Raw genomic sequence first — 23,083 nt, 5'->3', positions numbered from 1 at the left:
TATGGATACCAGCGCCCAAGTGCTCCTGATCGGCGCGGGCATCGTCGGATGCAGCACCGCTTACCACCTCGCACGCCTCGGCGTCACCGACGTCCTCGTCGTCGAGCAGGGACCGCTGTTCGCCACCGGAGGTTCCAGCTCGCACGCCCCCGGCCTGGTCTTTCAGACCAACCCGTCGGAGACGATGAGCAGGCTGGCCGCCCGCACGGTCGAGACCTACGCAGGCCTGGAGCTCGACGGCCGCCCCTGCTTCCACCAGGTCGGCGGGATCGAGGTGGCCACGACGCCCGAGCGCTGGGACGACCTCAAGCGCAAGCTCGGCCTGGCCACCGCGTGGGGCATCCGCGGCGAGCTGCTCGACCCGCGGCAGGTCCAGGAGCTGATCCCGCAACTCGACCCGACCCGCGTCCACGGCGGCCTGCACGTGCCCACCGACGGCATCGCCAAACCGGTTCGCGCCGCCGAGGCCATGGCCCGCGAGGCCGAGCGGCGCGGCGTTCGGTTCGCCGCCAACACCGAGGTGACCGGCTTCGACGTCCGGGACGGCGAGATCCGGGCCGTGCGCACCACCCGCGGCGACGTCGCGGTGCGGACCGTGCTGTGCTGCGCGGGCATCTGGGGCCCGAAGATCGGCAGGATGGCCGGGGTGTCGATCCCGGTGCAGCCGCTGGCGCACCAGTACGCGGTGACCGGCCCGGTGCCGGGCCTGGCGGGCGCCCGCGGCGAGGTGGACCAGCCGATCCTGCGGCACCAGGACCGCTCCATGTACTTCCGGCAGATCCACGACCGCTGCGGCATCGGTTCCTACCGGCACCGCGCGATCCCGGTGGACAGCAACGACATCCTGCCCACGGCGACCGACGGGAGCGAGGCGCCGTCCGAGGGCGGCGGTTGGAAGGGCATGGCGTCGGTGCAGCCATTCACCCCGGAGGACTTCGCCGGGCCGTGGGAGGACGCCCGCGCGCTGCTGCCCGCGCTGCGGCGCACCGAGATCACCGAGGGCATGAACGGCCTGTTCCTGTTCACCGCCGACGGGATGCCGGTGCTCGGGCCGTCCAACGAGATCGGCAACTTCTGGGTCGCCGAGGCCGTCTGGATCACCCACGCCGGCGGCATCGGCGAGATGATGGCGCAGTGGCTGACCGGGCAGGTGCCCGAGATCGACCTGCGGCAGGCCGACCTGCGCCGCTTCGAGGACTTCGCGCACAGCCCGTCCTACGTGGCCGAGCGCGGCGCGCAGAGCTTCCGCGAGGTCTACGACATCATCCACCCGCAGCAGCCGCCGGAGCACCCGCGCCCGCTGCGCACCAGCCCGTTCCACGACCGCCAGCGCGAGCTCGGCGCGGTGTTCCTGGAGGCCAACGGCTGGGAGCGGCCGCACTGGTACGAGAGCAACAAGTCCCTGGTCGACGGACGCGACGTCGTCCAGCCTGGCCCGTGGGCAGGGCGCTACTGGTCCCCGATCGTCGGCGCCGAACACCAGGCCACCCGCGAGCGAGTTGCGATGTACGACATGACTTCCCTGAGCAGGGCGGAAGTCACCGGGCGCGGTGCGCTCGACCTGCTGCAGCGGCTGACCACCAACCAGCTCGACCGCCCGCCCGGCTACGTGACCTACACGCTGATGCTGGAGCCGACGGCCGGGATCCGCGCGGACATCACCGTCGCCCGCCTCGACCGGGACACCTTCCAGGTCGGCTGCAACGGCCCGCGCGACATCGCCTGGCTGCGCGGGCACGCCGACGAGACCGCGCAGGTCCGCGACATCACCGGCGGCACCTGCTGCATCGGGCTGTGGGGACCGCGCGCCCGCGACGTGCTGGCCGCGCTGGCCGATCGCGACGTGTCGAACCAGGCGTTCCGGTTCTTCCGGGCCAAGCGGCTGCACGTGCGCGAGGTGCCGGTGATCGCACTGCGACTGTCCTATGTGGGCGAACTCGGCTGGGAGCTCTACACCTCCGCGGAGTTCGGCCGACGGCTGTGGGACTTGCTGGCCGAGGCGGGCGCCGAGCACGGCGTCTTCCCCGGCGGGCGCGGCGCGTTCAACGGGCTGCGCCTGGAGAAGGGCTACCGGGCCTGGGGGGTGGACATGTGGAGCTCGCACGATCCGGACGAAGCCGGTCTCGGCTTCGCCGTGAAGACCGACAAGGGCGATTTCATCGGTCGGGACGCGCTGCTGCGGCGGCGGGAGAACGCGCCTCGGCGGCGGCTGTGCTGCCTGACGATCGACGACGGCACCGTGCTGATGGGCTCGGAGCCGGTGTTCGCCGGCGGTGCGCCCGCCGGGTTCACCACGAGCGCCGGCTACGGCTACAGCGCCGGTGCCAGCCTGGCCCACGCCTGGCTGCCCGCCGAGCTGGCCCGACCGGGCACCTCCGTGCAGGTGTCCTACTTCGACGAGCGGCATCCGGCGACGGTCGCCGCTGACCCCGTGTTCGACCCCGAGATGAGCAGAATGCGCTGCTGAACATCGCATTCCCGCGATCCCTGCACAACGCCCGACCGCGCTGACCGACCAGCGGCGCGGACATCGGCTACCCCGGAGGAGGCGGCCATGCCACACCTCTCCTCACCGGAGCCCTGCTCAACCGCACCTCGGGAGACCGTTATGCGACCCAGCCACGAGAAACCGCGAAACGCGAGATCAACCCCCAACGCAACCACCACTGCAAAACGCGGAGAGGCGGAAAAGTCATGACCACCAATCCGAACCCCGGTGTCCTGCTCTACCCGCGGTTGCGCAAGTCACCGTTCTTCTACGCCTCGCAGCGGCACGGCGTCGGCCTGTACAGCGTGTACAACCACACCTACCACCCGCGGCACTACGGCGATCCGGTCGGCGAGTACTGGGCGCTGCTGGAGGGCGTGACGCTGTGGGACGTCGGCGTCGAGCGGCAGGTGGAGATCACCGGCCCCGACGCGTTCGAGTTCACCAACATGCTCGTGCCCCGCGACCTGACCAAGTGCAAGGTCGGGCAGTGCAAGTACGTGTTCGTCACCGCCGAGGACGGCGGCATCATCAACGACCCGGTGCTGCTGCGGCTCGGCGAGAACCACTTCTGGCTGTCGCTGGCCGACAGCGACGTGCTGCTGTGGGCCAAGGGCCTGGCGCACAACCTGGGCATGGACGTGCGGATCCACGAGCCCGACGTGGGGCCGGTGCAGATCCAGGGCCCGAAGTCGCGGGACGTGATGGCCGGCCTGTTCGGCGAGTCCATCCTCGACGTGCCCTACTACTACGCGGTGGAGCGCGAGCTGGACGGCATGCAGGTGGTGGTCTCGCGCACCGGGTACACCGCCGAGCTGGGCTACGAGATCTACCTGCACGACGCGAGCCGCGACGGCGTGCGGCTGTGGGACGCCATCTGGCAGGCCGGTGAACCGCACGACATGCGGGTGATCGGGCCGTGCCACATCCGCCGCATCGAGGCCGGGATCCTGTCCTGGGGCTGCGACATCACCTACGACACCAATCCGTTCGAAGTCGGCTACGGCTTCGAGAAGACCTGGATGGTCGACCTGGAGCAGGAGGCGGACTTCATCGGCAAGGCCGCGCTGCGGCGGATCAAGGCCGAGGGCATCAGCCGCAAGCTGGTCGGCGTGGAGATCGGCGGGCCGGGCGTGGGCTCGTTCAACGACGGCGAGATGGTCGACGTCTTCGACGTGCACGATCCGAAGGGCCTGCGCATCGGCGAGGTCACCTCGGCCTGCTACTCGCCGCGCCTGGAGCGCAACATCGGCTACGCGATGGTGCCGATCGCCTACGAGGGCCTGGGCACCGAACTCGTGGTGCACACCCAGCACGGCCCGCAGGACGCGGTCGTGGTGGAGAAGCCGTTCCTCGACCCGACCAAGGACATCCCGAAGCGCCTGATCCGCTCGGCGTAACGGCCGACCCGGACGGAAACCGGCAGCAACGACTGGAGGAGGTGAACAGCGATGACGTCAGATGCTGAACTCCTGCAGCAGTCGCTGAACAACGCGCGGTTCGAGGTGCTGCCGCTGAAAGGCGTTCTCGCGCAGGCGGAACTGCTGCCCGCGGGCACCACCGTGACGGTCACGGCCTCGCCGGGCAAGGGCATCGAGGCCACCCTCGACCTGGCGGCCGGGCTGCGCGATCGCGATCTGCACGTGGTCCCGCACCTGGCGGCCCGGATGATCGGCGACCGCGCGCACCTGACCGCGCTGCTGGACCGCACCGACGACCTCGGCATCACCGAGGTGTTCGTGGTGGCCGGAGATTCGCAGGTCCCGCGCGGCGAGTTCCCGGACGCGCTGGCGCTGCTGCGCGCGATGGACGAGCTCGGACGCCGTCCCGACCGCGTGGGCATCACCGGCTACCCGGAGCCGCACGCGTTCATCCCCGACGCCACGACCGTCCGGGCCATGAACGAGAAGGCCCGCTACGCCGACTACGTGGTCTCGCAGATCTGCTACGACCCGCAGGCCGTGGCGTCCTGGGTGAAGGCGGTGCGCGCCCGCGGCGTGCTGCTGCCGATCCACCTCGGCGTGCCCGGTGTGGTGGACGTGCACCGGTTGCTGCGGATCTCGCTGCGGATCGGGCTGGGCGAGTCGATCCGCTACCTGCGCAAGCAGCACGGCGTAGTGTCGAAGTTGCTCACCCGCTACACGCCGGAGGAGCTGTTCGACGGGCTCTCCCCCCACCTCGTCGATCCTTCCTGCGGCATCGCGGGCTGGCACTTCTTCACCTTCAACGAGATCGCGAAGACGGTGCAGTGGCGCCACGACCTGATCGCCCGGCTCAGGGAGGTACCCGCATGAACATCCCCTCCGACCTCGACATCTCCCGCAGCACCTCCCTCGAACCGCTGGAGGACGTCGCGGCGCAGCTCGGCATCGGCGCGCACCTGCTGGAGCCGTACGGCCGCAACGTCGCGAAGATCTCGCTGGAGGCGCTCGACGAGCTGCCCGCCGAGCCCACCGCCCGGTACGTCGTGGTCTCGGCCATCACGCCCACCCCGCTGGGCGAGGGCAAGACGACCACGACGGTGGGGCTCGGGCAGGCGCTGCGGCACCTCGGCAAGCGCTCCGCGATCGCGATCCGGCAACCGTCGATGGGCCCGACCTTCGGCATCAAGGGCGGCGCGGCCGGCGGCGGCTACAGCCAGGTGGTGCCGATGGAGGCGCTGAACCTGCACCTCACCGGCGACATGCACGCGGTGACCGCGGCGCACAACATGCTGGCCGCGATGCTGGACAACCACCTGCACAAGGGGAACGCGCTGGGCATCGACCCGCACCGGATCACCTGGCGGCGGGTGCTGGACGTCAACGACCGCGACCTGCGCAACATCGTGACCGGCCTGGGCGGCCGGGTCGACGGCACGCCCCGGCAGACCGGCTTCGACATCACCGCGGCCAGCGAGGTGATGGCGGTGCTGGCGCTGTCCACGTCGCTGCAGGACATGCGGCAGCGGCTGGGCCGGATCGTCGTCGGCTACACCCGCGACGGCGAGCCGGTCAGCGCCGAGCAGCTGCGCGCGGGCGGCGCGATGGCGGTGATCATGCGGGAGGCGATCAAGCCGAACCTGATGCAGACGACCGAGAACACGCCGGTGCTGGTGCACGCGGGCCCGTTCGGCAACATCGCGCACGGCAACTCCTCGGTGGTGGCCGACCGGATCGCCAGCCGCTGCGCGGACTACCTGGTGACCGAAGCGGGCTTCGGCGCGGACATGGGCGCCGAGCGGTTCTTCAACATCAAGTGCCGCACCTCCGGGCTGCGTCCGGACGCGGCGGTGCTGGTGGCCACGGTGCGCGCGCTGAAGGCGCACTCCGGCCGCTACAAGGTGGTCGCGGGCAAGCCGCTGCCCGCGGCGATGCTGGCGGAGAACCCGGACGACGTGCGAGCGGGCGCGGCGAACCTGCGCAAGCAGATCGACAACATCCGGCTGCACGGCGTCTCCCCGGTGGTGGCGATCAACGCCTTCCCGACCGACTACCACAGCGAGCACGAGGCGATCCGCGAGATCGCCGAGGCCGAAGGCGCCCGGGTGGCGGTCAGCAACCACTACGTGGACGGCGGCAAGGGCGCGGTGGAGCTGGCCGAAGCGGTGGTGGCGGCGGCCGAGGAACCGAGCGGTTTCCAGCTCCTGTACCCGGATTCGGCGGACCTGCGCTCGAAGATCGAGACGATCGCGACGAAGGTCTACGGCGCGGACGGCGTCTCCTACCTCCCGGCGGCGGCCCGAGCCCTGGACGGCTACGAGGCCAACGGCTACGGCAACCTCCCGGTCTGCATCGCCAAGACCCACCTCTCCCTCAGCTCCGACCCGACCCTCCTGGGCGCCCCGACGGGCTGGACCCTCCCGGTCCGCGAAGTCCGGGCCTCGGTGGGCGCGGGCTTCATCTACCCGATCTGCGGCGAGATGCGCACCATGCCGGGCCTGGGCTCCCACCCGGCGGCCGAGTCCATCGACATCGACGAGCACGGCCAGATCACCGGCCTCAGCTGACCGGTCTTCTCACGGTGGAGGGCGCCTTCGGGCGAGCAAGTCGCCTGAAGACGCCCTCCACCTGCTCGGAGAAACGGGTTTCTTCCTAGGAGATCGGGGATCGAGCCCACTACCCGACGGGCTACGGGTCCACGTCGGGAGTGCTCACCGGCGATTGTCGATCAAGTCGTCGGACGGTTCTGCCATGCTGCTCCGCAACGCTTCCGATGACTGAAAGCAGTGACATGACCGACCTCTCCCCGTTGGACGACAACGGGCACGCGCTGCCGCTCCCGCCCGATCCCCTGAGCCCGATTCCGGACGCGGTCGAACGCGAGCTGGCGGTCTACCGGGCAGGCGATGCCGAGCAGGCGCGGACCACGTTGACACGATCGCCGAGTCCGGGCGCACTTCGGTCGCCGGGCACGCGGCGATGGCCCTGGCAGGCATCGAACTCGCCGAACACGGCCTCACCGACCGCTGCAGGACATGGCTGGAACGGAGCGCCTCGGGCGAGGATCCCTGGCTCGGCCCCCTGGCCATCGTGATGCTCTCCTCGCACTTCGAGGAGCACGTCGCGGACTCGGAGCTCTTGCTGGGCAGCCTCGCCAGCCAGCTCACCGGAGACCTGGCGACCGCGAGGCAGGGGTTCGAACAGGCCATCGCCGAACACGGGAGAGCGTCGGCGGCGCTCGACGCGGCCGCGGCCAACGGTGAGTTCAACGACGACCTGGCGATCACGATCGGGCGCCGGCTGTACATCACCAACATCCTGCTGGGCAACTTCCTGATCCAGAACGACGAATCGGCCGCCGCCCTCGAACCGCTGAGGGATTCGCGCTCGAGTTGCGACGGCCTTCTCGCGGCCTACGCCAGCTACCTCGAAGCACACGTGCTCATCGAGCAGAAGAACGCGGAGCAGGCCGCCGAGGTGCTCCGCTACGCGATCGACGAGGCCCGCCCGAACAGCCCCTGGGCCGACGGGGAGCTGACCCCGTGGGTCTCGATCCGGTACGGCGAGCTCCTGGCGAGCGAACCGTGGATGGACGTCGTCACCGACCAGGTCGAGGCGAACCACGTGAGCGTGGGCACCGTGGTCCGGAATCCCTTCGAAACCGCCCTCCACTTCAAGAAGTCGGGGGAGACCGCGCTCGCCGACTTCGTCCACCTGTTCCCCGGGGACTTCGAGCCGGTGCACGCCGCCCTGGAACGCCTGAAGACCTGGAGCGACGAGCGATACGAACGCGCCCGCAGGCTCGTCCTCGTACTCCACCAGTTCGTCGAAGACCCCCACGACTCGGACCAAACGCAAGGCCTGGCAGAGCTGCGCAAGGAGCTCGATCTGCCCCTCCCCCGCTGAGCACCCGCGGTTCAGCCGGAAAGGCCCGGCCGTGCAGCGTCGTGCTCACCGGCGTGCGGCCGCCTTCGACGGTTCGAACGCGTCGCACTCCTCGGCATCCGCACTGCTGCGGTCACGGCCAACGAAGTCCCGCGGAACGGAACGCTGCGCGTGCGTGCCGCGTATCAACCCGCGCGCAGCGCGACCGGTTCGGCGTTCGTCCGGTCGGGCGATCAGTCGTGGATGCCGAGGCGGAGGTGCTCGATGTGGTAGACCGCTTCGTCGAGGAGCTGGGCGACGTGGTTGTCGTAGAGCGAGTAGACGACGCTTCGGCCCGATCGGTTGCCGACCACCAGGCCGAGGGAGCGCAGCAGGCGCAGCTGGTGGGACACCGCTGATTGCTCCATGCCCACCGCTTCGGCCAGCTCTCCCACCGACAGCTCCCGCTGGCGCAGTTCGCTGAGGATCAGCAGGCGGGACGGGGCGGCCAGGGCTTGGAGGGTCTCCGCGACGGAGGCCGCCGAGGCGGCGTCCAGCCGTGCCGTTGGCGTTGCCTCGCGCTTGACCCCGTGACCCATGCACGGCAGTCTAGCGACCGCAGGATATATGAATGACTGATCAGGCGTTCATGTATTCTCCTCGTCCGGCAGCGAGCCCGCTGCCCCGACGTCGAAGGATCCGCGATGACCGCAGTCACCGACCGAACACCGATCCGGACCGAACCGGCACCGTCCCGCCGCGGCCTGCTCTCGCTACCCGAAGCGCGGTGGGCCACCGCGTCGCTGGTCGCGTTCCTGCTCGGCCTCGCCGTGCAGCTGCTCGGCGGACCGACGTGGCTGTTCTGGGGGCTCTACCTGGCCTGCTACGCCACCGGCGGCTGGGAACCCGCCTACGCCGGGCTCCGAGCGCTGCGCGAGAAGACGCTGGACGTGGACCTGCTGATGATCGTCGCGGCCCTGGGCGCCGCCGCGATCGGGCAGATCACCGACGGCGCGCTGCTGATCGTCATCTTCGCCACCTCGGGCGCGCTGGAAGCCTTCGCCACCGCGCGCACCGAGGACTCCGTCCGCAGCCTGCTCGACCTCGCCCCGGAGACCGCGATCCGCCTCCGCGACGGCGTCGAGGAGACCGTGCCCACCGCGGAACTCCAGGTCGGCGACGTGATCGTGGTGCGTCCCGGCGAGCGGATCGGTGCCGACGGCGAGGTCGTCGACGGCTCCAGCGACGTCGACCAGGCGACCATCACCGGCGAACCGCTGCCCGCCGCCAAGCAGCCCGGGGACGAGGTGTTCGCGGGCACCCTCAACGGCACCGGCGCGCTGCGCGTGCGCGTCACCCGGGACGCCTCGGAGTCGGTCATCGCGCGGATCGTCGCGATGGTCGCCGAGGCCAGCGAGACCAAGGCACCGACGCAGCTGTTCATCGAGAAGGTCGAGCAGCGCTACTCCGTCGGCGTCGTGCTGGCCACGCTCGCGGTGTTCGGGATTCCCCTGCTGCTCGGCGACGACCTGGAGAGCGCGCTGCTGCGGGCGATGACGTTCATGATCGTCGCCTCGCCGTGCGCGGTCGTGCTCGCCACCATGCCGCCGCTGCTGTCCGCGATCGCCAACGCCGGGCGGCACGGCGTGCTGGTCAAGTCCGCGGTGGTGATGGAGCGCCTGGGCCAGACCGAGCGGGTGGCGCTGGACAAGACCGGCACGCTCACCGAGGGCGCACCGCGCGTGGTGAGCGTCGAGCCCGCCGCAGGCCACGCTGCTGATGAAGTGCTGGCGCTGGCCGCCGGCGCGGAGCGCCTCAGCGAACACCCGCTGGCCCGCGCCGTCGTCGCAGCGGCTCAGGAGAAGAACGTGACGATCCCGGCCGCCGAGGACTTCCAGTCCACTCCGGGACACGGGGTGTCGGCGACGGTCGGCGGACGCGAAGTCGCCGTGGCCAGCCCTCGCGGAACCGGAGCCGCCGAGCCGGACACCGGGCACACGGCGGTGGTCGTCACCGTGGACGGCGAGGTCGCGGGCGTGATCGGCATCGCCGACCGCCTTCGCCCGGACGCCGCTGCGGCGGTGTCGGCCCTGCGGGAGCTGACCAGCGCCGAACCGGTCCTGCTGACCGGCGACAACGAGCGCACCGCCGCCAAGGTCGCCGCCGAGGTCGGCATCGCCGACGTGCGCGCGGGCCTGCTGCCGGCGGACAAGGTCACCGCGGTCCGGGAAGCCGCGCAGCCGACGATGGTGATCGGCGACGGCGTCAACGACGCCCCGGCGCTCGCCGCCGCGCACTGCGGGGTCGCGATGGGCCGCGCGGGCTCGGACCTTGCGCTGCAGACCGCGGACGTGGTGGTCGTCCGCGACGAGCTGGCCGCGGTGCCCAAGGTCGTCGGCCTGTCCCGCCGCGCCCGGCGGCTGGTGCAACAGAACCTGGTCATCGCGGGCACCTTCATCACGGTGCTCGTGGTCTGGGACCTGGTCGGCCACCTGCCGCTGCCGCTGGGCGTGGCCGGGCACGAGGGCTCCACGATCATCGTCGGCCTCAACGGCCTCCGCCTGCTCAGCGAACGCGCCTGGCGCCGCAGCTGACCGCTGTCGTGGCGCCACGGGGACCTCGTGGGACGACGACGAACGCCGCAGCGTGCACGCCCGGCTCGTGGAGCTGACCGCGGCATTCCCCGGCGTGCGGGTGGACGATTCGCACGGCCGCACCGGATTCCCGTTGCGCGGCAGGCGATTCGCCTGGCCGCCCGTCGACCACCACAGCGACGGGTGGCTGGGCCGTCAAGGTCCTGCGCGGTGAGCAGGAGAGCCTCGTCGCCCAGGACGGAACCCGCTACTTCGCGCCCGCCTACCTGGCCGCACGACTGGATCGGCGCGAACCTGGACGAGGCGTCCGCACCGGACTGGACCGAGATCGCCGGGTTCCTGGAACAGGCCTGGCGGATGAGCGCGGCCAAGCGCGCGATCGCCGAGCACGACCGCTCCTGAACGCCGAACCCACCACCGCGCCGACGGCCGTCACCCGGGGACGTTCGCCCGGGTGACGGCCGATTTCGCGCGAAATCGGCGCCGGGTCCCGGGACGGTTGAACGTCAGCGGACCACGACGACCGGGCAGGCCGCGTGGTGGACCAGCTTGAGGGCCACCGAGCCGACCATCATGCCGGTGAAGGCTCCGTGGCCCTTGTTGCCCACCACCAGCAGGTCCGCCTGCTTGGACAGGGCGACCATCTCGTCGACCACGTGGCCGCGGACGAGGCGCGAGCGCACGTCCACCGACGGGAACTCGGTCTTGATCCCGTCCACCACCGCGTCCAGGGACTTCCGGGCGCGCTGCTCCAGCTCGGCGTCCGAGGTCGGCAGGCGGTAGCCGAACTGCACCGGCTGGTGCCAGACCATGGCCGCGTGCACGATGCCGCCGACCTCGCGAACCTGGTTGGCGGCCCAGCGCAGCGCCCGGACCGACTCGTCCGATCCGTCCACACCGACAAGGACGGTCTGCGGCATCGCGAGCTCCTCCCGACGGGGATCAGTCGATCACGCCCGGATGGTAGGCCAGCAATCCGGCCGACGCCACCGCCGTCGGGAACCGCCCCGGCGCGATCTCGGTGCCCGAATGCTCGTGAGCGTTCCGGGGCGCTCTGGCACCTCAAAGCACTCACGGGCGGGGCCACCTGCGGCAACGCACCCGGCCGACGCCGGTTCGGGCCAGTATCAGAGCTGGTTGACGTCGGTGATCCGCAGGACCGCGGTGCCGGCTTCGTCGGAGGCCGCGAGGTCGACCTCCGCGCTGATGCCCCAGTCGTGGTCCTCGGCCGGGTCGGCGAAGACCTGCCGGACGAGCCAGCGGTCCGCTTCCTCGGTGATCATCAGCAACGCCGGGCCGCGCGCGTCCGGACCCGCACCGATCTCGTCGTGCTGCTCGTAGTACTCATCCAGCGCGTCCGCCCACGCGTCGGCGTCCCAGCCGCTGTCGCCGTCGAGCTCGCCTAGCTCGTCGTAGCGGCGGCGCGCCGCGAGCTCGACGCGGCGGAACAGCGCGTTGCGCACCTGGACGCGGAAGGCGCGCTTGTTCGCCGTGATCCGCTCCGGGCCTTCGTCGACCGGCACGACGGCCGTCGGCTCGGCGCCCGGGTGCCGCAGCTTCTCCCACTCGTCGAGCAGGCTGGAGTCGACCTGGCGCACCAGTTCGCCCAGCCACTCGATGATGTCGGTGAGCTCCTCGGTCTTGGCGTCGTCGGGCACCGTGTGCCGCAGCGCCTTGTAGGCGTCGGCGAGGTAGCGCAGCACCAGGCCCTCGGAGCGGGCCAACCCGTAGTGGTTGACGTACTCCACGAAGTTCATCGCGCGCTCGAACATGTCGCGGACCACCGACTTCGGCGACAGCTCGTGCTCGCCCACCCACGGGTGGCCCTTGCGGTAGGTCTCGTAGGCGGCGTCGAGCAGTTCGGCGAGCGGCTTGGGATGGGTGATCTCCTCCAGGAGCTCCATCCGCTCGTCGTACTCGATGCCCTCGGCCTTCATCTGCGACACGGCCTCGCCGCGGGCCTTGAACTGCTGCTGCGACAGCACCTGCCGCGGATCGTCCAAGATGGACTCGATGACCGACAGCACGTCCAGCGGGTAGCTGGGCGATTCGGTGTCGAGCAGTTCGATGGCGGCCAGCGCGAACGGCGAGAGCGGCTGGTTGAGCGCGAAGTCGAACTGCAGGTCCATGGTCACCCGCACCCGGCGGCCCTGCTCGTCGGGCTCGTCGAGCTGCTCGACCACGTCGGCGGCCAGCAGCGCGCGGTAGATCGCGATGGCCCGCAGGATGTGGCGGCGCTGCGTCGGCCGGTCCTCGTGGTTGTCCTCCAGCAGGTGCCGCATCGCCGCGAACGCGTCGCCCGGCCGGTTGATGACGTTGAGCAGCATCGCGTGGTTGACGGTGAAGCTGGAGCGCAGCGGTTCCGGCTCGGCGGTTTCGAGCTTCTCGAAGGTCTTCTCGCTCCAGGACACGAAGCCCTCGGGCGCCTTCTTGCGCACCACCTTGCGCTTCTTCTTCGGGTCGTCACCGGCCTTGGCCAGCGCGCGCTCGTTCTCGATCTCGTGCTCCGGCGCCTGCACCACCACGTACCCGGCGGTGTCGTAGCCCGCGCGGCCGGCGCGCCCGGCGATCTGGTGGAACTCGCGCGCCTTCAAGTGCCGGGTGCGCACCCCGTCGTACTTGGTCAGCCCGGTGATCAGCACGGTGCGGATCGGCACGTTGATGCCGACGCCCAGCGTGTCGGTGCCGCAGATGACCTTCAGCAGCCCGGCCTGCGCCAGCTGCTCGACCAGCCGCCGGTACTTCGGCAGCATCCCGGCGTGGTGCACGCCGATGCCGTGCCGCACCAGCCGGGACAGCGTCTTGCCGAACCCGGCGGTGAACCGGAAGTCGCCGATCGCCTCGGCGATCTCGTCGCGCTGCTCGCGGGAGGCCACCTTGACGCTCATCAGCGCCTGCGCCTGCTCCAGCGCCGAGGCCTGGTTGAAGTAGACGACGTAGACCGGGGCCTGCTGACCGGCCAGCAGCTCCTCGATGGTCTCGTGCAGCGGCGTCTTGGCGTAGCGGAAGGTCAGCGGGATCGGCCGCTCGGCGCCGGCGACCACCGCGGTCTCCCGGCCGGTGCGCCGGGTGAGGTCCTTCTGGAAGAAGGTGACGTCGCCGAGGGTGGCCGACATCAGCACGAACTGGGTGCGCGGCAGCTCCAGCAGCGGCACCTGCCAGGCCCAGCCGCGATCCGGCTCGGAGTAGAAGTGGAACTCGTCCATCACGACCTGGTCCACGTCGGCGAGCTCGCCGTCGCGCAGCGCGATGTTGGCCAGGATCTCGGCGGTGCAGCAGATGATCGGCGCATCGGCGTTGACGCTGCTGTCGCCGGTCATCATGCCGACGTTCTCCGCGCCGAAGACGTCGACCAGCGAGAAGAACTTCTCCGACACCAGCGCCTTGATCGGCGCGGTGTAGAAGCTGCGCTTGCCCGCCGCCAGCGCGGTGAAGTGCGCGCCGGTGGCCACCAGGCTCTTACCGGAGCCGGTCGGGGTGCTCAGGATGAGGTTCGCCCCGGTCACCACCTCCATCAGCGCCTCTTCCTGCGCCGGGTACAGCTCGATGCCCTGGTCGGTGGTCCAGGTCACGAAGGCGTCGAGCAGCGCATCGGGGTCGGGCGTGTCGGTCGCGGGGAGGTGGTCGGTGAGCTTCATCGTCCCTCCATCGTCCCTGCACAACCCCAGCCGAATCGACCCGGGGTGGCCGAAGCCACCTCTACCGCGATCCGGTGCCGCCGTACATCGCCAGCCGGTGGAGCGCCGCGAGCGCGTCGTCGACGGGGTGGGGCTGCGGCCTGCCCGCGGCGTCGAGGCGGTTCCACCGCTGCAGGTTCACCGCGACCGACATCTGCCGCTTCCCGTCGGCACGGGTCATGCTGATCGCGCCGGCGCCCCAGGTCGAGCCGCCGTGCCCCCAGAAGGTCTCCTGGCCCCGGGCTTTCGCGGGGTGCAGGCCCAAGCCGTAGTCGATCACCTCGCCCTCCTGGGAGATGACCGAGGTGGTGCGCCGCATCTGCTCCAGCATCGGCAGGCCGACGATCTCACCGGCGAACAGCAGCCCGAAGAAGCGGTTGAGATCCGCGACGGTCGAGATCAGCGAGGCCGCGGGCCCCACCCACGACATGTCGAAGACGCTGTAGTCGCGCGGCGGGTCGATCATGCCGAACCAGGATTCGTAGATCCGGGAGTGCGGTCCGGCCACGTGCGCGTCGTCGGGGAGTTCGGTGTCCCGCAGCCCCGCGCGCTCGATGACGTCGCGGGTGATGCACTCCTCGGCCTTGGTGCCGGTGACCTGCTCCAGGAGTTCGCAGAGCAGCAGGTAGTTGGTGTTGGAGTACAGGCCGGGAGTGCAGCCCGGTGCGCCGAAGGCGGGCGCGGCGAGGCCCAGCTCGATCAGTTCGACGCGGTCGAACCGCGTGAAGCGGTGATCGTCCAGGCTCTGCGGCCGGGTGTCCTGCAGCGCTGGGAACGCCTTGAGCGACGGGTAGGCGTGCGGGAGGTATTCGGCGAGGCCGCTGGTGTGGTTGAGCAGCATCCGGACCGTGATCGCCGCGCCGCGCTCGCCCGGGACCAGCTGCGGCAGGTAGCGGCCGATCGGCGCGTCGAGCTCGATCTGCCCGTTCTCCACCTGCTGCAGCACTGCGGCGGCGGTGAAGGTCTTGGTGATGCTCCCGACGCGGTGCCGCATGTCGGCGGTGACAGGACGGCCGGTGGCGAGATCGGCGACTCCGGCGGCACCGCGCCAGATCTGATCGCCGTCGCGGACCTCGGCGAACACTCCCGGCACGCCGGCGCGGTGGACGTCCTCGATCGCGGCGTTCAGCTCTGCGGGATCCAGCGACTTCGTCATGAGGTGTGCCCTTCCAGGGGTGAGCATCTGCGCGCGAGCCGCGTCAAGACGCCCGGTGAGCGCATGTCCTCATTATGCACGCGGTGCGTGCAATGGCGAGTGCACGACCGTGTGCATCGGTTATGCTTGGTCGGACGAGAGGGGTGGGATGACTGGTCGCAGACGTTGGTCGACCGAGGAGATCCTGGACACGGCGGCGGAGCTGCTCCGCACGAGCGACGCCGAGTCGTTCAGCGTGCGCAAGCTCGCCGCGGCGCTGGGCACCGATTCCTCCAGCCTCTACCGGCATTTCCGCAGCAAGACCGAACTGCTGCGCGCGGTCGCCGACCGCATCCTCTTCGAGGCGATGGACGGCTACCTGCCCAAGGGCGACTGGAAGCAGCGCATCACCACCCTGGCACTGCGCTTGCGGGACACCTTCGGCCAGCAGCCCCAGCTGGCCGCGGTCTGGGGGCGCTACGCCTCGGGCGGCACCGGCTCCCGGCTGGTCATCGAAGAGGCGCTGCGCGCACTGCGCGCATCAGGCCTGCCCGATGAGGAGATCCCGACGCGCTATCACCGGCTCGCGGTCCTGCTCGTGGCGCTGATCGCCGCCGAGGCGGGGGTCAGCACCCGCACGCCCGAAGAGCACGAGCAGGGGATGGAGTTGTTCCGCGTCGCGGTGCTCGGCGCAGATCCCGAGTCCTTCCCGGCCTTGGCCCACTTCGGCCGCGATCTGCGCCCTCTCGGGACGGACCGCCGCGCGGCGTTCGAGGAGATCCTCGCCGACCACCTCGCCCAGATCGAGGCGTCGATCCCCTGACGCTCCGCAGTTCCGGGTGGAACCGTGCTCGTCGGACCCGCGACGAATGCGCACGACTCGCTCCGCCGCGAGGAGAACCTGTGCAATTTCAATTGAAATCAGAGGTCTGATTTCAATTGAAATTGCACAGCATCCCGACGCGCCGGCGGCGTGTCCAGGACCGGGTGCTTGGGCGGGAGCACGGTTTCCGGGCCGGCGGGCCGGGGACGGGCCGGGGCGCGGGTTCGTCCGGGCCCGGCGGAAAAGGGGCGGGCCACCGGTTCGCACGCTGGTGTTGCGGGGCCGGGATCGGGGACGATTGGGTGCGGACGGGGAAAGCTGTGCGGGAGGAGGGTGCCATGCCGAGCCAGAACGTGCGGTTCATCGGCGGGCCGCTGGACGGACGGATGCAGGACCTCCGGGATTCGGAAGCTGTCGCGGGCCGGCTGCTGCGGCACATCCACCTGCACGACGGCCCGAAGATCGAGACCCAGTACGAGCTGCACTACTCCGCCGAGGCGGGCTGGGTCTACCACCACTGCCACCCCGGGTCGTGAGCGCGGGTACCGGCTGCCGCGCTCACGACCGCCGGTTCAGCACGCAGGAGCGATCGGACCGTCCGATCCGGTGTAGAGGAATCCGTCGCTGATCCAGCCGCCGACGTCCCGCTGGTTCCACAGGTCGGTGCGACCCCAGACGCCGTCCACGAAGTCACCGCGCGCGGTGCACTTGATCCGGACGACGCTGCCGTCGGGCAGCTCGTCGACGACCGGCGCGCTCAGGCGCGGCTCGCTGCGCACGTTCACCGAGGTGTTCTGCCCGCTCTCGACCACCCCGGTAGGAGTGCTGGTGCCCTGGCCGTGGTTGGTGATCCGGCCACCGGTGCCGACCTGGGTGCCGTTGCGCTCGGCGTAGCCGCCGTAGGCCTGGGCGCCTTCGCGGAAGGTCCAGCCGCCGATCGTCTGGCCGTCGACCTTGGTGTGGGAGTCACCGCGCAGCAAGGAGAAGTGCACGTGCGGGCCGGTGGTGCTGCCACCGCAGGGCAGGCCGACGTCGATGCGTCCGAGGTAGTCGCCGTAGGCCACCGGCTGGCCGTCGCCGAGGTCGGTCAGTCCGGTCATGTGGTAGTAGGTCGTGCTGAAGCCGTTCTCGTGCACGACGCGGACGAGCCCGCTGCCGTTGCGCAGGCAGCTCTTGTAGACGCGGCCGGCACCAGCCGACAGCACCTGCCCGTTGCCGCCGTTGAAGTCCAGCGAGCTGAACGGGCGGCTCTGCCCGCTGTCGCCGTGCGGCCCGCCGCCCATCCACCAGGCGACGCCCTCCGCCCACGGCAGCCCGAGACCGGTGTCGGCCACCGCGACGCGGCTGTTCTCGTAGTTGCGCGCGAACAGCTGCTTCTCGCCCTCGCTGACGACATCGGCGGGCGCCCGCTCGACGGCCTCGACGAACTCGGCCGTGCCGTCCAGCTCGACCTGCCAGCCCTGCGCTTGGCGGTGCGCGACGAAGATCGCCGTGTGCGGGCCCGCGTGCTCCACGTCCGGTGCGGGGATGGTGGTCGTGCCGAATGCCCAGCCCTGGTCGTTCGAGCGGGTCGGCTCCACCAGCGGCTCGGCCAGCACCGGCGTGCCGAAGTCCGCGCTGGCGGCCGCGCCGCGCTCGGCCAGCATCGCCTCCCGCACGGCCGAGTCGAGGTCCGCCTGGCCCGCACCGCTGGCCGGTGCCACGAGTATCGCGGTCACCACCGCCGCGCCCGCGGCCACGCCGATCGCACGTTTGAGCAACATGCCGCCTCCTGGAGGAATCGGGGATCGCCGAACGGCGTCGGCCGCAGGGTTTTTCGGCGCGAGCGCCGGAATCGGGGCGCCCTGCTCCGCGATCGGCTCCACCACAAGGAACCGCTACCGCGCACGGCCGTCAAGATCACCGCGGGCGGCGGGCCCGGGTGCTTTCGGCGGGAAGATCCCGAATCGGCGGTTCCTCCGCAGGTGAGCGGATCGACGCCCGCAGCACCTCGCCGACCGCGAGGCGCGCATGTGTGAAAACCCCGTTGTTCCACAGAATTCACCACGCGGACGCGCTCAGGCACCCACGATCGTCCGAAGTCGAGCGGCATGGGCGTGCACGTGGCATGACCAGGCGATCGCGTCACCTCACCAAAAGCCCCCTGACCACCCTCACCCGGCGAGTGGTCAATCGACCGCGGCCCGGATGAGCCGGATCAGGTGGTGAAGGCCCAGACGTGGACGACCGGCCGGGCCGGGTCGGAGCGATCGACCAGGAGCTCTCGGAAGACCGCGTTCGGTCGCCCCGGCCCCGGCGAGAGCTCGTCGGAGCCCGAGGCGAAGTCGGTGCCGACCGGCGCTTGCGGCAGCGGCTCGTAGGTGACGTCTCGGCCCGGCTCCAACGGCGTGCGGAACTGCGAATCGGCCAGCAAGCGATCCACGGCTCCGGCGTCGACGGCCACCGCGACCTTGTAGAAGGAGTCGATGCCCTGGCTCGCATCGACGCCGAGCACCTCCCCGCCCGGAGGAACGACGACACCGCTGAACGCCAAGGCCTCGTCCACCGGGGGTGGAGCGTTGCGGGACCGGCCGTCGGCGCAGCCACCGCTCACGACCGCACCGACGAGGAGAATGATCAGCAGAACAACGCGCATCAGCTGATCACACCATGGACTCGGCGCACGGCGGCGCGATGACCACCACAACCCGCCGAACCCCAGTGCGAACACCCTCGCGACTTGCGCATTCGTCGCGGTCATCACGGCCGGGACCGTGCGCTTGCAAGACGAGCGCCGCTTCACCCGTTCCCGGTGAGGAAGCGGAGGAGGACGCGTGCCGGGCCACCTAGACCGAGAAGCCCGGCACGGCTGGCCAGGAGGCTGCGACCGCCGCACTGGCGCGGTGATCGCGCAATTGTCGGGTTCCGCCAAAATCGGGAGCTCGGCAGCGCGGGAGTCCACAACCGGGTCAGCCGTCCGGGCTCTTGCGATGCGCGTCACAGTTCTGATCAGGTTCGATTTCCGGACACCGGCCTACCATCTGTTCCCATGGTGGCGCACTCGAAGTCGAGCGGCGTCGGGCCGGAGCTGGCCTTGGCTGCCGAGTTCCCGGAACCGACCCACGAGCAGTGGCAAGCCCAGGTGCAGAAGGTCCTGCAGCGGTCGGGTCTGGTCGGCGAGCACGAGGCCGGGCCGGTCGAGGACGTGCTGGCCACCAACACCTACGACGGCATCACCGTGCACCCGCTCTACACCGCGACCGCGGGCGAGCCGGGAGTGCCGGGGCTAGCGCCGTTCGTGCGGGGCGCACGCCCGCAGGGCAGCGTGGCCGAGGGCTGGGACGTGCGGCAACGGCACGAGCACCCCGATGCGGCCGAGACCAACCGCGAGATCTTGGCGGACCTCTACAACGGCGTGTCCTCGCTGTGGCTGCGGCTGGGCCGCGGCGGCCTGGCGGTCGACGACCTCGCCGATGCGCTCGAAGGCGTCCACCTGGACATGATCGGCGTGACGCTCGACGCCGGTGCCGACTTCGCCGCCGCCGCGGAGGCCTTCCTCGCGCTGGCCGAGGAGCAGGGCGTGCGGGGCAGTGCGCTGCGCGGCAACCTCGGCGCCGATCCGCTGGGCTGGCAGGCCCGGACGGGACAACCCGGTGACCGGGAGGCCGCGATCGCCCTCGCCGAGCGCAGCAGGGCGTTCCCGGAGCTGAAAGCCCTGGTCGCCGACGGGCTGCCCTATCACGAGGCGGGCGGCTCTGACGCGCAGGAGCTCGGCTGCTCGCTGGCCGCCGCGACCACCTACCTGCGGTGGCTCACCGACGCCGGGCTGGACGTCGACACCGCCGCCGGGCTGCTGGAGTTCCGCTACGCCGCCACCGCCGACCAGTTCCTCACCATCGCCAAGCTGCGCGCCGCGCGGCGCCTGTGGGAGCAGGTGACCCGCGCCTGCGGTGTCGCTGAGCAGGCGCGCGGCCAGGTGCAGCACGCGGTGACCTCCTCGGCGATGCTCACCCGCCGCGACCCGTGGGTGAACATGCTGCGCACCACGATCGCCTCGTTCGCCGCGGGTGTGGGCGGCGCGCAAGCGGTCACCACGTTGCCGTTCGACACCGCGCTCGGGCTGCCGGACGCCTTCGCCCGGCGCATCGCGCGCAACACGCAGTCGCTGCTGCTGGAGGAATCGCACCTGGCGCAGGTGATCGACCCGGCCGGTGGTTCCTACTACGTCGAATCGCTGACCGACGAGCTGGCGAAGGCGGCCTGGGCCTGGTTCCAGCGGATCGAAGCCGCCGGTGGCCTGCCCGCCGCGCTGGAGTCCGGCCTGATCGCCGACGAGCTGGCCGCCACCTGGGAACGACGGCGCACCGCGATCGCGCACCGCGAGGACCCGATCACCGGCGTCAGCGAGTTCCCGAACCTCGACGAACCGCCGCTGGAGCGCGAGCCCGCGCCGGAGCGGCCCGCCGGTGGCCTGCCCGCGCACCGCTACGCCGAGGACTTCGAGCGGCTGCGCGACGCCGCCGACGCCCAGCCGCAGCGGCCGACCGTGTTCCTCGCGACGCTCGGCCCGCTGGCCGCCTACAACGCCCGCGCGTCGTTCGCGCGGAACCTCTTCGCCGCGGGCGGTGTCGAGTGCGCCGACGCCGGCGCGACCGAGTCCACAGAGGACGTAATCGCCGCTTACTCCGGTGCTCCGGTGGTGTGCTTGTGCTCCAGCGACAAGGTTTACGCCGAGCGCGCGGCGGAAACGGCGGAGGCGCTGAAGCGGGCCGGGGCGCAGCGCGTGCTGCTGGCGGGCAAGCCCGGTGACCTGGCCGGGGTGGACGGGTTCGTGTTCACCGGGTGCGATGCGCTGGCCGTCCTCACCGACGTCCACGACCAGTTGGGAGTCCGACGATGACGCAGATCCCGAACTTCGCCGACGTCCCGCTGGACAGCCCGCCGACCGCCGGTCTCCCCCGCTGGCAGGAAGAGGTGCTCGCCGCCACCGGCAAGGAGTCCGACGCGCTGGTGTGGGAGGCGCCGGAGGGCATCGGCGTCAAGCCGCTGTACACCTCGGCCGACACCGAGGGCCTGGACTTCCTGCACACCTACCCCGGGCTGGCGCCGTTCCTGCGCGGGCCGTACCCGACGATGTACGTCAACCAGCCGTGGACGGTCCGGCAGTACGCCGGGTTCTCCACCGCCGAGGAGTCCAACGCCTTCTACCGCCGCAACCTCGCCGCCGGGCAGAAGGGCCTGTCGGTGGCCTTCGACCTGGCCACCCACCGCGGCTACGACTCCGACCACCCGCGCGTGTCCGGTGACGTGGGCATGGCCGGGGTGGCCATCGACTCGATCCTCGACATGCGCCAGCTCTTCGACGGCATCCCGCTGGACCGGATGAGCGTGTCGATGACCATGAACGGCGCGGTGCTGCCGGTGATGGCGCTCTACATCGTCGCCGCCGAGGAGCAGGGCGTCGCGCCGGAGAAGCTGGCCGGGACCATCCAGAACGACATCCTCAAGGAGTTCATGGTCCGCAACACCTACATCTACCCGCCGCAGCCGTCGATGCGGATCATCTCCGACATCTTCGCCTACACCTCGCAGCGGATGCCGAAGTTCAACTCCATCTCGATCTCCGGTTACCACATCCAGGAGGCCGGGGCGACCGCCGACCTGGAGCTGGCCTACACGCTGGCCGACGGCGTGGAGTACCTGCGCGCCGGGCGGCAGGCCGGGCTGGACACCGACGCCTTCGCGCCCCGGCTGTCGTTCTTCTGGGGCATCGGGATGAACTTCGCGATGGAGGTCGCCAAGCTGCGCGCGGCCCGCCTGCTGTGGGCGAAGCTGGTCAAGCAGTTCCAACCGCAGAACCCGAAATCGCTGTCGCTGCGCACCCATTCGCAGACCTCCGGCTGGTCGCTGACCGCCCAGGACGTCTACAACAACGTCGTGCGCACCTGCGTCGAGGCGATGGCCGCCACCCAGGGCCACACCCAGTCGCTGCACACCAACGCGCTCGACGAAGCGCTGGCGCTGCCCACCGACTTCTCCGCGCGCATCGCGCGCAACACGCAGCTGGTGCTGCAGCAGGAGTCCGGCACCACGCGGGTGATCGACCCGTGGGGCGGCAGCTACTACCTGGAGCGGCTCACCCAGGACCTCGCCGAGCGCGCCTGGGCGCACATCACCGAGGTCGAGGACGCGGGCGGCATGGCCCAGGCCATCGACGCGGGCATCCCGAAGCTGCGCATCGAGGAGGCCGCCGCCCGCACCCAGGCCCGCATCGACTCCGGCCGCCAGCCGCTGATCGGCGTCAACAAGTACCGCTACGACGGCGACGAGCAGATCGACGTGCTCAAGGTCGACAACGCCGGCGTGCGCGCCCAGCAGCTGGAGAAGCTGCGGCGGCTGCGCGAAGAACGCGATGGCCAGGCCTGCGAGGACGCGCTGCGGCGCCTCACCGCCGCGGCCGAGGCGTCGATGTCCGACGAGCGCCCGAACGACATGGCGCACAACCTGCTCGCGCTGGCCGTGGACGCGGCGCGGGCCAAGGCGACCGTCGGCGAGATCTCCGACGCGCTGGAGAAGGTCTTCGGCCGCCACTCCGGGCAGATCCGTACGATCACCGGCGTGTACCGGGACGAATCGGGGCCGTCGGAGCAGCTGGAGGCCGCCCGCGAGCGGGTGGAGGACTTCGCCGAGGCCGAAGGCCGCCGCCCGCGCATCCTGGTCGCCAAGATGGGCCAGGACGGCCACGACCGCGGCCAGAAGGTGATCGCCACCGCCTTCGCCGACCTCGGCTTCGACGTGGACGTGGGCCCGCTGTTCCAGACCCCGGCGGAGGTGGCCCGCCAGGCCGCCGAGTCCGATGTGCACGTCGTCGGCGTCTCCAGCCTCGCCGCCGGGCACCTGACGCTGGTGCCCGCGCTGCGCGACGAGCTGGCCGCGATCGACCGGGAGGACATCATGATCGTCGTCGGCGGCGTCATCCCGCCCGCCGACTTCGACGCGCTGCGCCAGGCCGGGGCATCGGCGATCTTCCCGCCGGGCACCGTCATCGCCGACGCGGCCCTGGGCCTGCTGGACGAACTCCGCACCCGACTCGGCCACTGAT

17 protein-coding genes are annotated in these 23,083 nt (G+C 70.9%); 11 read left to right on the top strand and 6 right to left on the bottom strand.

Annotation, left to right across the window (positions count from 1 at the left end; all coding sequences use genetic code 11):
- The first annotated feature begins 1 nt into the window (after position 1).
- From C4T78_RS15885 to C4T78_RS15865, 5 genes are all read left to right on the top strand, one after another.
- The gene (locus C4T78_RS15885) at positions 2-2,467 is read left to right on the top strand and encodes a GcvT family protein (protein ID WP_093345394.1); all 2,466 of its coding nucleotides are present in this window, start codon (positions 2-4) and stop codon (positions 2,465-2,467) included.
- A 227-nt stretch (positions 2,468-2,694) separates the two neighbouring features.
- Entirely contained in the window at positions 2,695-3,888 is a 1,194-nt protein-coding gene (locus C4T78_RS15880) for a glycine cleavage T C-terminal barrel domain-containing protein (protein WP_093345392.1), read from the top strand.
- Positions 3,889-3,939: 51 nt separating this feature from the next.
- Positions 3,940-4,782, top strand: a complete 843-nt coding sequence (locus C4T78_RS15875) for a methylenetetrahydrofolate reductase (RefSeq protein WP_093345389.1) — start codon at positions 3,940-3,942, stop codon at positions 4,780-4,782.
- Positions 4,779-6,476: a formate--tetrahydrofolate ligase gene (locus tag C4T78_RS15870; RefSeq protein ID WP_093345387.1), complete on the top strand. Its 1,698-nt coding sequence runs from the start codon at positions 4,779-4,781 to the stop codon at positions 6,474-6,476. Before C4T78_RS15875 ends, C4T78_RS15870 begins: the two co-directional genes overlap by 4 nt.
- Positions 6,477-6,888: 412 nt before the next feature.
- Positions 6,889-7,815, top strand: a complete 927-nt coding sequence (locus C4T78_RS15865) for a hypothetical protein (RefSeq protein WP_093345384.1) — start codon at positions 6,889-6,891, stop codon at positions 7,813-7,815.
- Positions 7,816-8,027: 212 nt separating this feature from the next.
- On the opposite strand, the gene C4T78_RS15860 is transcribed toward C4T78_RS15865, so the two are convergent.
- Positions 8,028-8,372, bottom strand: coding sequence for an ArsR/SmtB family transcription factor (locus C4T78_RS15860; protein ID WP_093345383.1), 345 nt, complete (start codon positions 8,370-8,372; stop codon positions 8,028-8,030).
- Between the two features lie 105 nt (positions 8,373-8,477).
- On the opposite strand from C4T78_RS15860, the gene C4T78_RS15855 reads away from it, so the two are divergent.
- Positions 8,478-10,367: a heavy metal translocating P-type ATPase gene (locus C4T78_RS15855; RefSeq protein WP_093345381.1), complete on the top strand. Its 1,890-nt coding sequence runs from the start codon at positions 8,478-8,480 to the stop codon at positions 10,365-10,367.
- Positions 10,368-10,577: 210 nt separating this feature from the next.
- The gene (locus tag C4T78_RS15850) at positions 10,578-10,769 is read left to right on the top strand and encodes a hypothetical protein (RefSeq protein ID WP_093345378.1); all 192 of its coding nucleotides are present in this window, start codon (positions 10,578-10,580) and stop codon (positions 10,767-10,769) included.
- A gap of 104 nt (positions 10,770-10,873) precedes the next feature.
- On the opposite strand, the gene C4T78_RS15845 is transcribed toward C4T78_RS15850, so the two are convergent.
- From C4T78_RS15845 to C4T78_RS15835, 3 genes are all read right to left on the bottom strand, one after another.
- Positions 10,874-11,287 (bottom strand): universal stress protein, encoded by a 414-nt coding sequence (locus tag C4T78_RS15845; RefSeq protein WP_093345376.1) that lies wholly within the window; start codon positions 11,285-11,287, stop codon positions 10,874-10,876.
- 207 nt (positions 11,288-11,494) lie between these two features.
- A complete protein-coding gene (locus C4T78_RS15840) occupies positions 11,495-14,005 on the bottom strand; it encodes a DEAD/DEAH box helicase (RefSeq protein WP_093345373.1) in 2,511 nt (836 codons plus the stop codon).
- Between the two features lie 61 nt (positions 14,006-14,066).
- Positions 14,067-15,200: a serine hydrolase domain-containing protein gene (locus C4T78_RS15835; RefSeq protein WP_093345371.1), complete on the bottom strand. Its 1,134-nt coding sequence runs from the start codon at positions 15,198-15,200 to the stop codon at positions 14,067-14,069.
- Positions 15,201-15,348: 148 nt separating this feature from the next.
- On the opposite strand from C4T78_RS15835, the gene C4T78_RS15830 reads away from it, so the two are divergent.
- Positions 15,349-16,002: a TetR/AcrR family transcriptional regulator gene (locus C4T78_RS15830; RefSeq protein ID WP_093345368.1), complete on the top strand. Its 654-nt coding sequence runs from the start codon at positions 15,349-15,351 to the stop codon at positions 16,000-16,002.
- Between the two features lie 338 nt (positions 16,003-16,340).
- Positions 16,341-16,538 (top strand): DUF8847 domain-containing protein, encoded by a 198-nt coding sequence (locus tag C4T78_RS15825; protein ID WP_093345366.1) that lies wholly within the window; start codon positions 16,341-16,343, stop codon positions 16,536-16,538.
- Positions 16,539-16,574: 36 nt separating this feature from the next.
- Here the strand turns inward: C4T78_RS15825 and C4T78_RS15820 are convergent, their stop codons facing one another.
- Positions 16,575-17,765 carry a M23 family metallopeptidase gene (locus tag C4T78_RS15820; protein WP_093345363.1) on the bottom strand — a complete coding sequence of 397 codons (1,191 nt, stop codon included), beginning with the start codon at positions 17,763-17,765 and terminating at the stop codon, positions 16,575-16,577.
- Positions 17,766-18,199: 434 nt separating this feature from the next.
- Positions 18,200-18,637: a hypothetical protein gene (locus C4T78_RS15815; protein WP_093345360.1), complete on the bottom strand. Its 438-nt coding sequence runs from the start codon at positions 18,635-18,637 to the stop codon at positions 18,200-18,202.
- A 393-nt stretch (positions 18,638-19,030) separates the two neighbouring features.
- Between C4T78_RS15815 and C4T78_RS15810 the strand changes: the two genes are divergently transcribed.
- A complete protein-coding gene (locus C4T78_RS15810) occupies positions 19,031-20,881 on the top strand; it encodes a methylmalonyl-CoA mutase family protein (RefSeq protein WP_093345357.1) in 1,851 nt (616 codons plus the stop codon).
- The gene (gene scpA, locus C4T78_RS15805; RefSeq protein WP_093345355.1) at positions 20,878-23,082 is read left to right on the top strand and encodes a methylmalonyl-CoA mutase; all 2,205 of its coding nucleotides are present in this window, start codon (positions 20,878-20,880) and stop codon (positions 23,080-23,082) included. Before C4T78_RS15810 ends, scpA begins: the two co-directional genes overlap by 4 nt.
- The last annotated feature ends 1 nt before the right edge of the window (position 23,083 follow it).

Source organism: Saccharopolyspora kobensis, from assembly GCF_900108315.1.
GTDB classification, from domain to species: domain Bacteria; phylum Actinomycetota; class Actinomycetes; order Mycobacteriales; family Pseudonocardiaceae; genus Saccharopolyspora; species Saccharopolyspora kobensis.
This window is presented reverse-complemented; position numbering and strand designations above follow the sequence as displayed.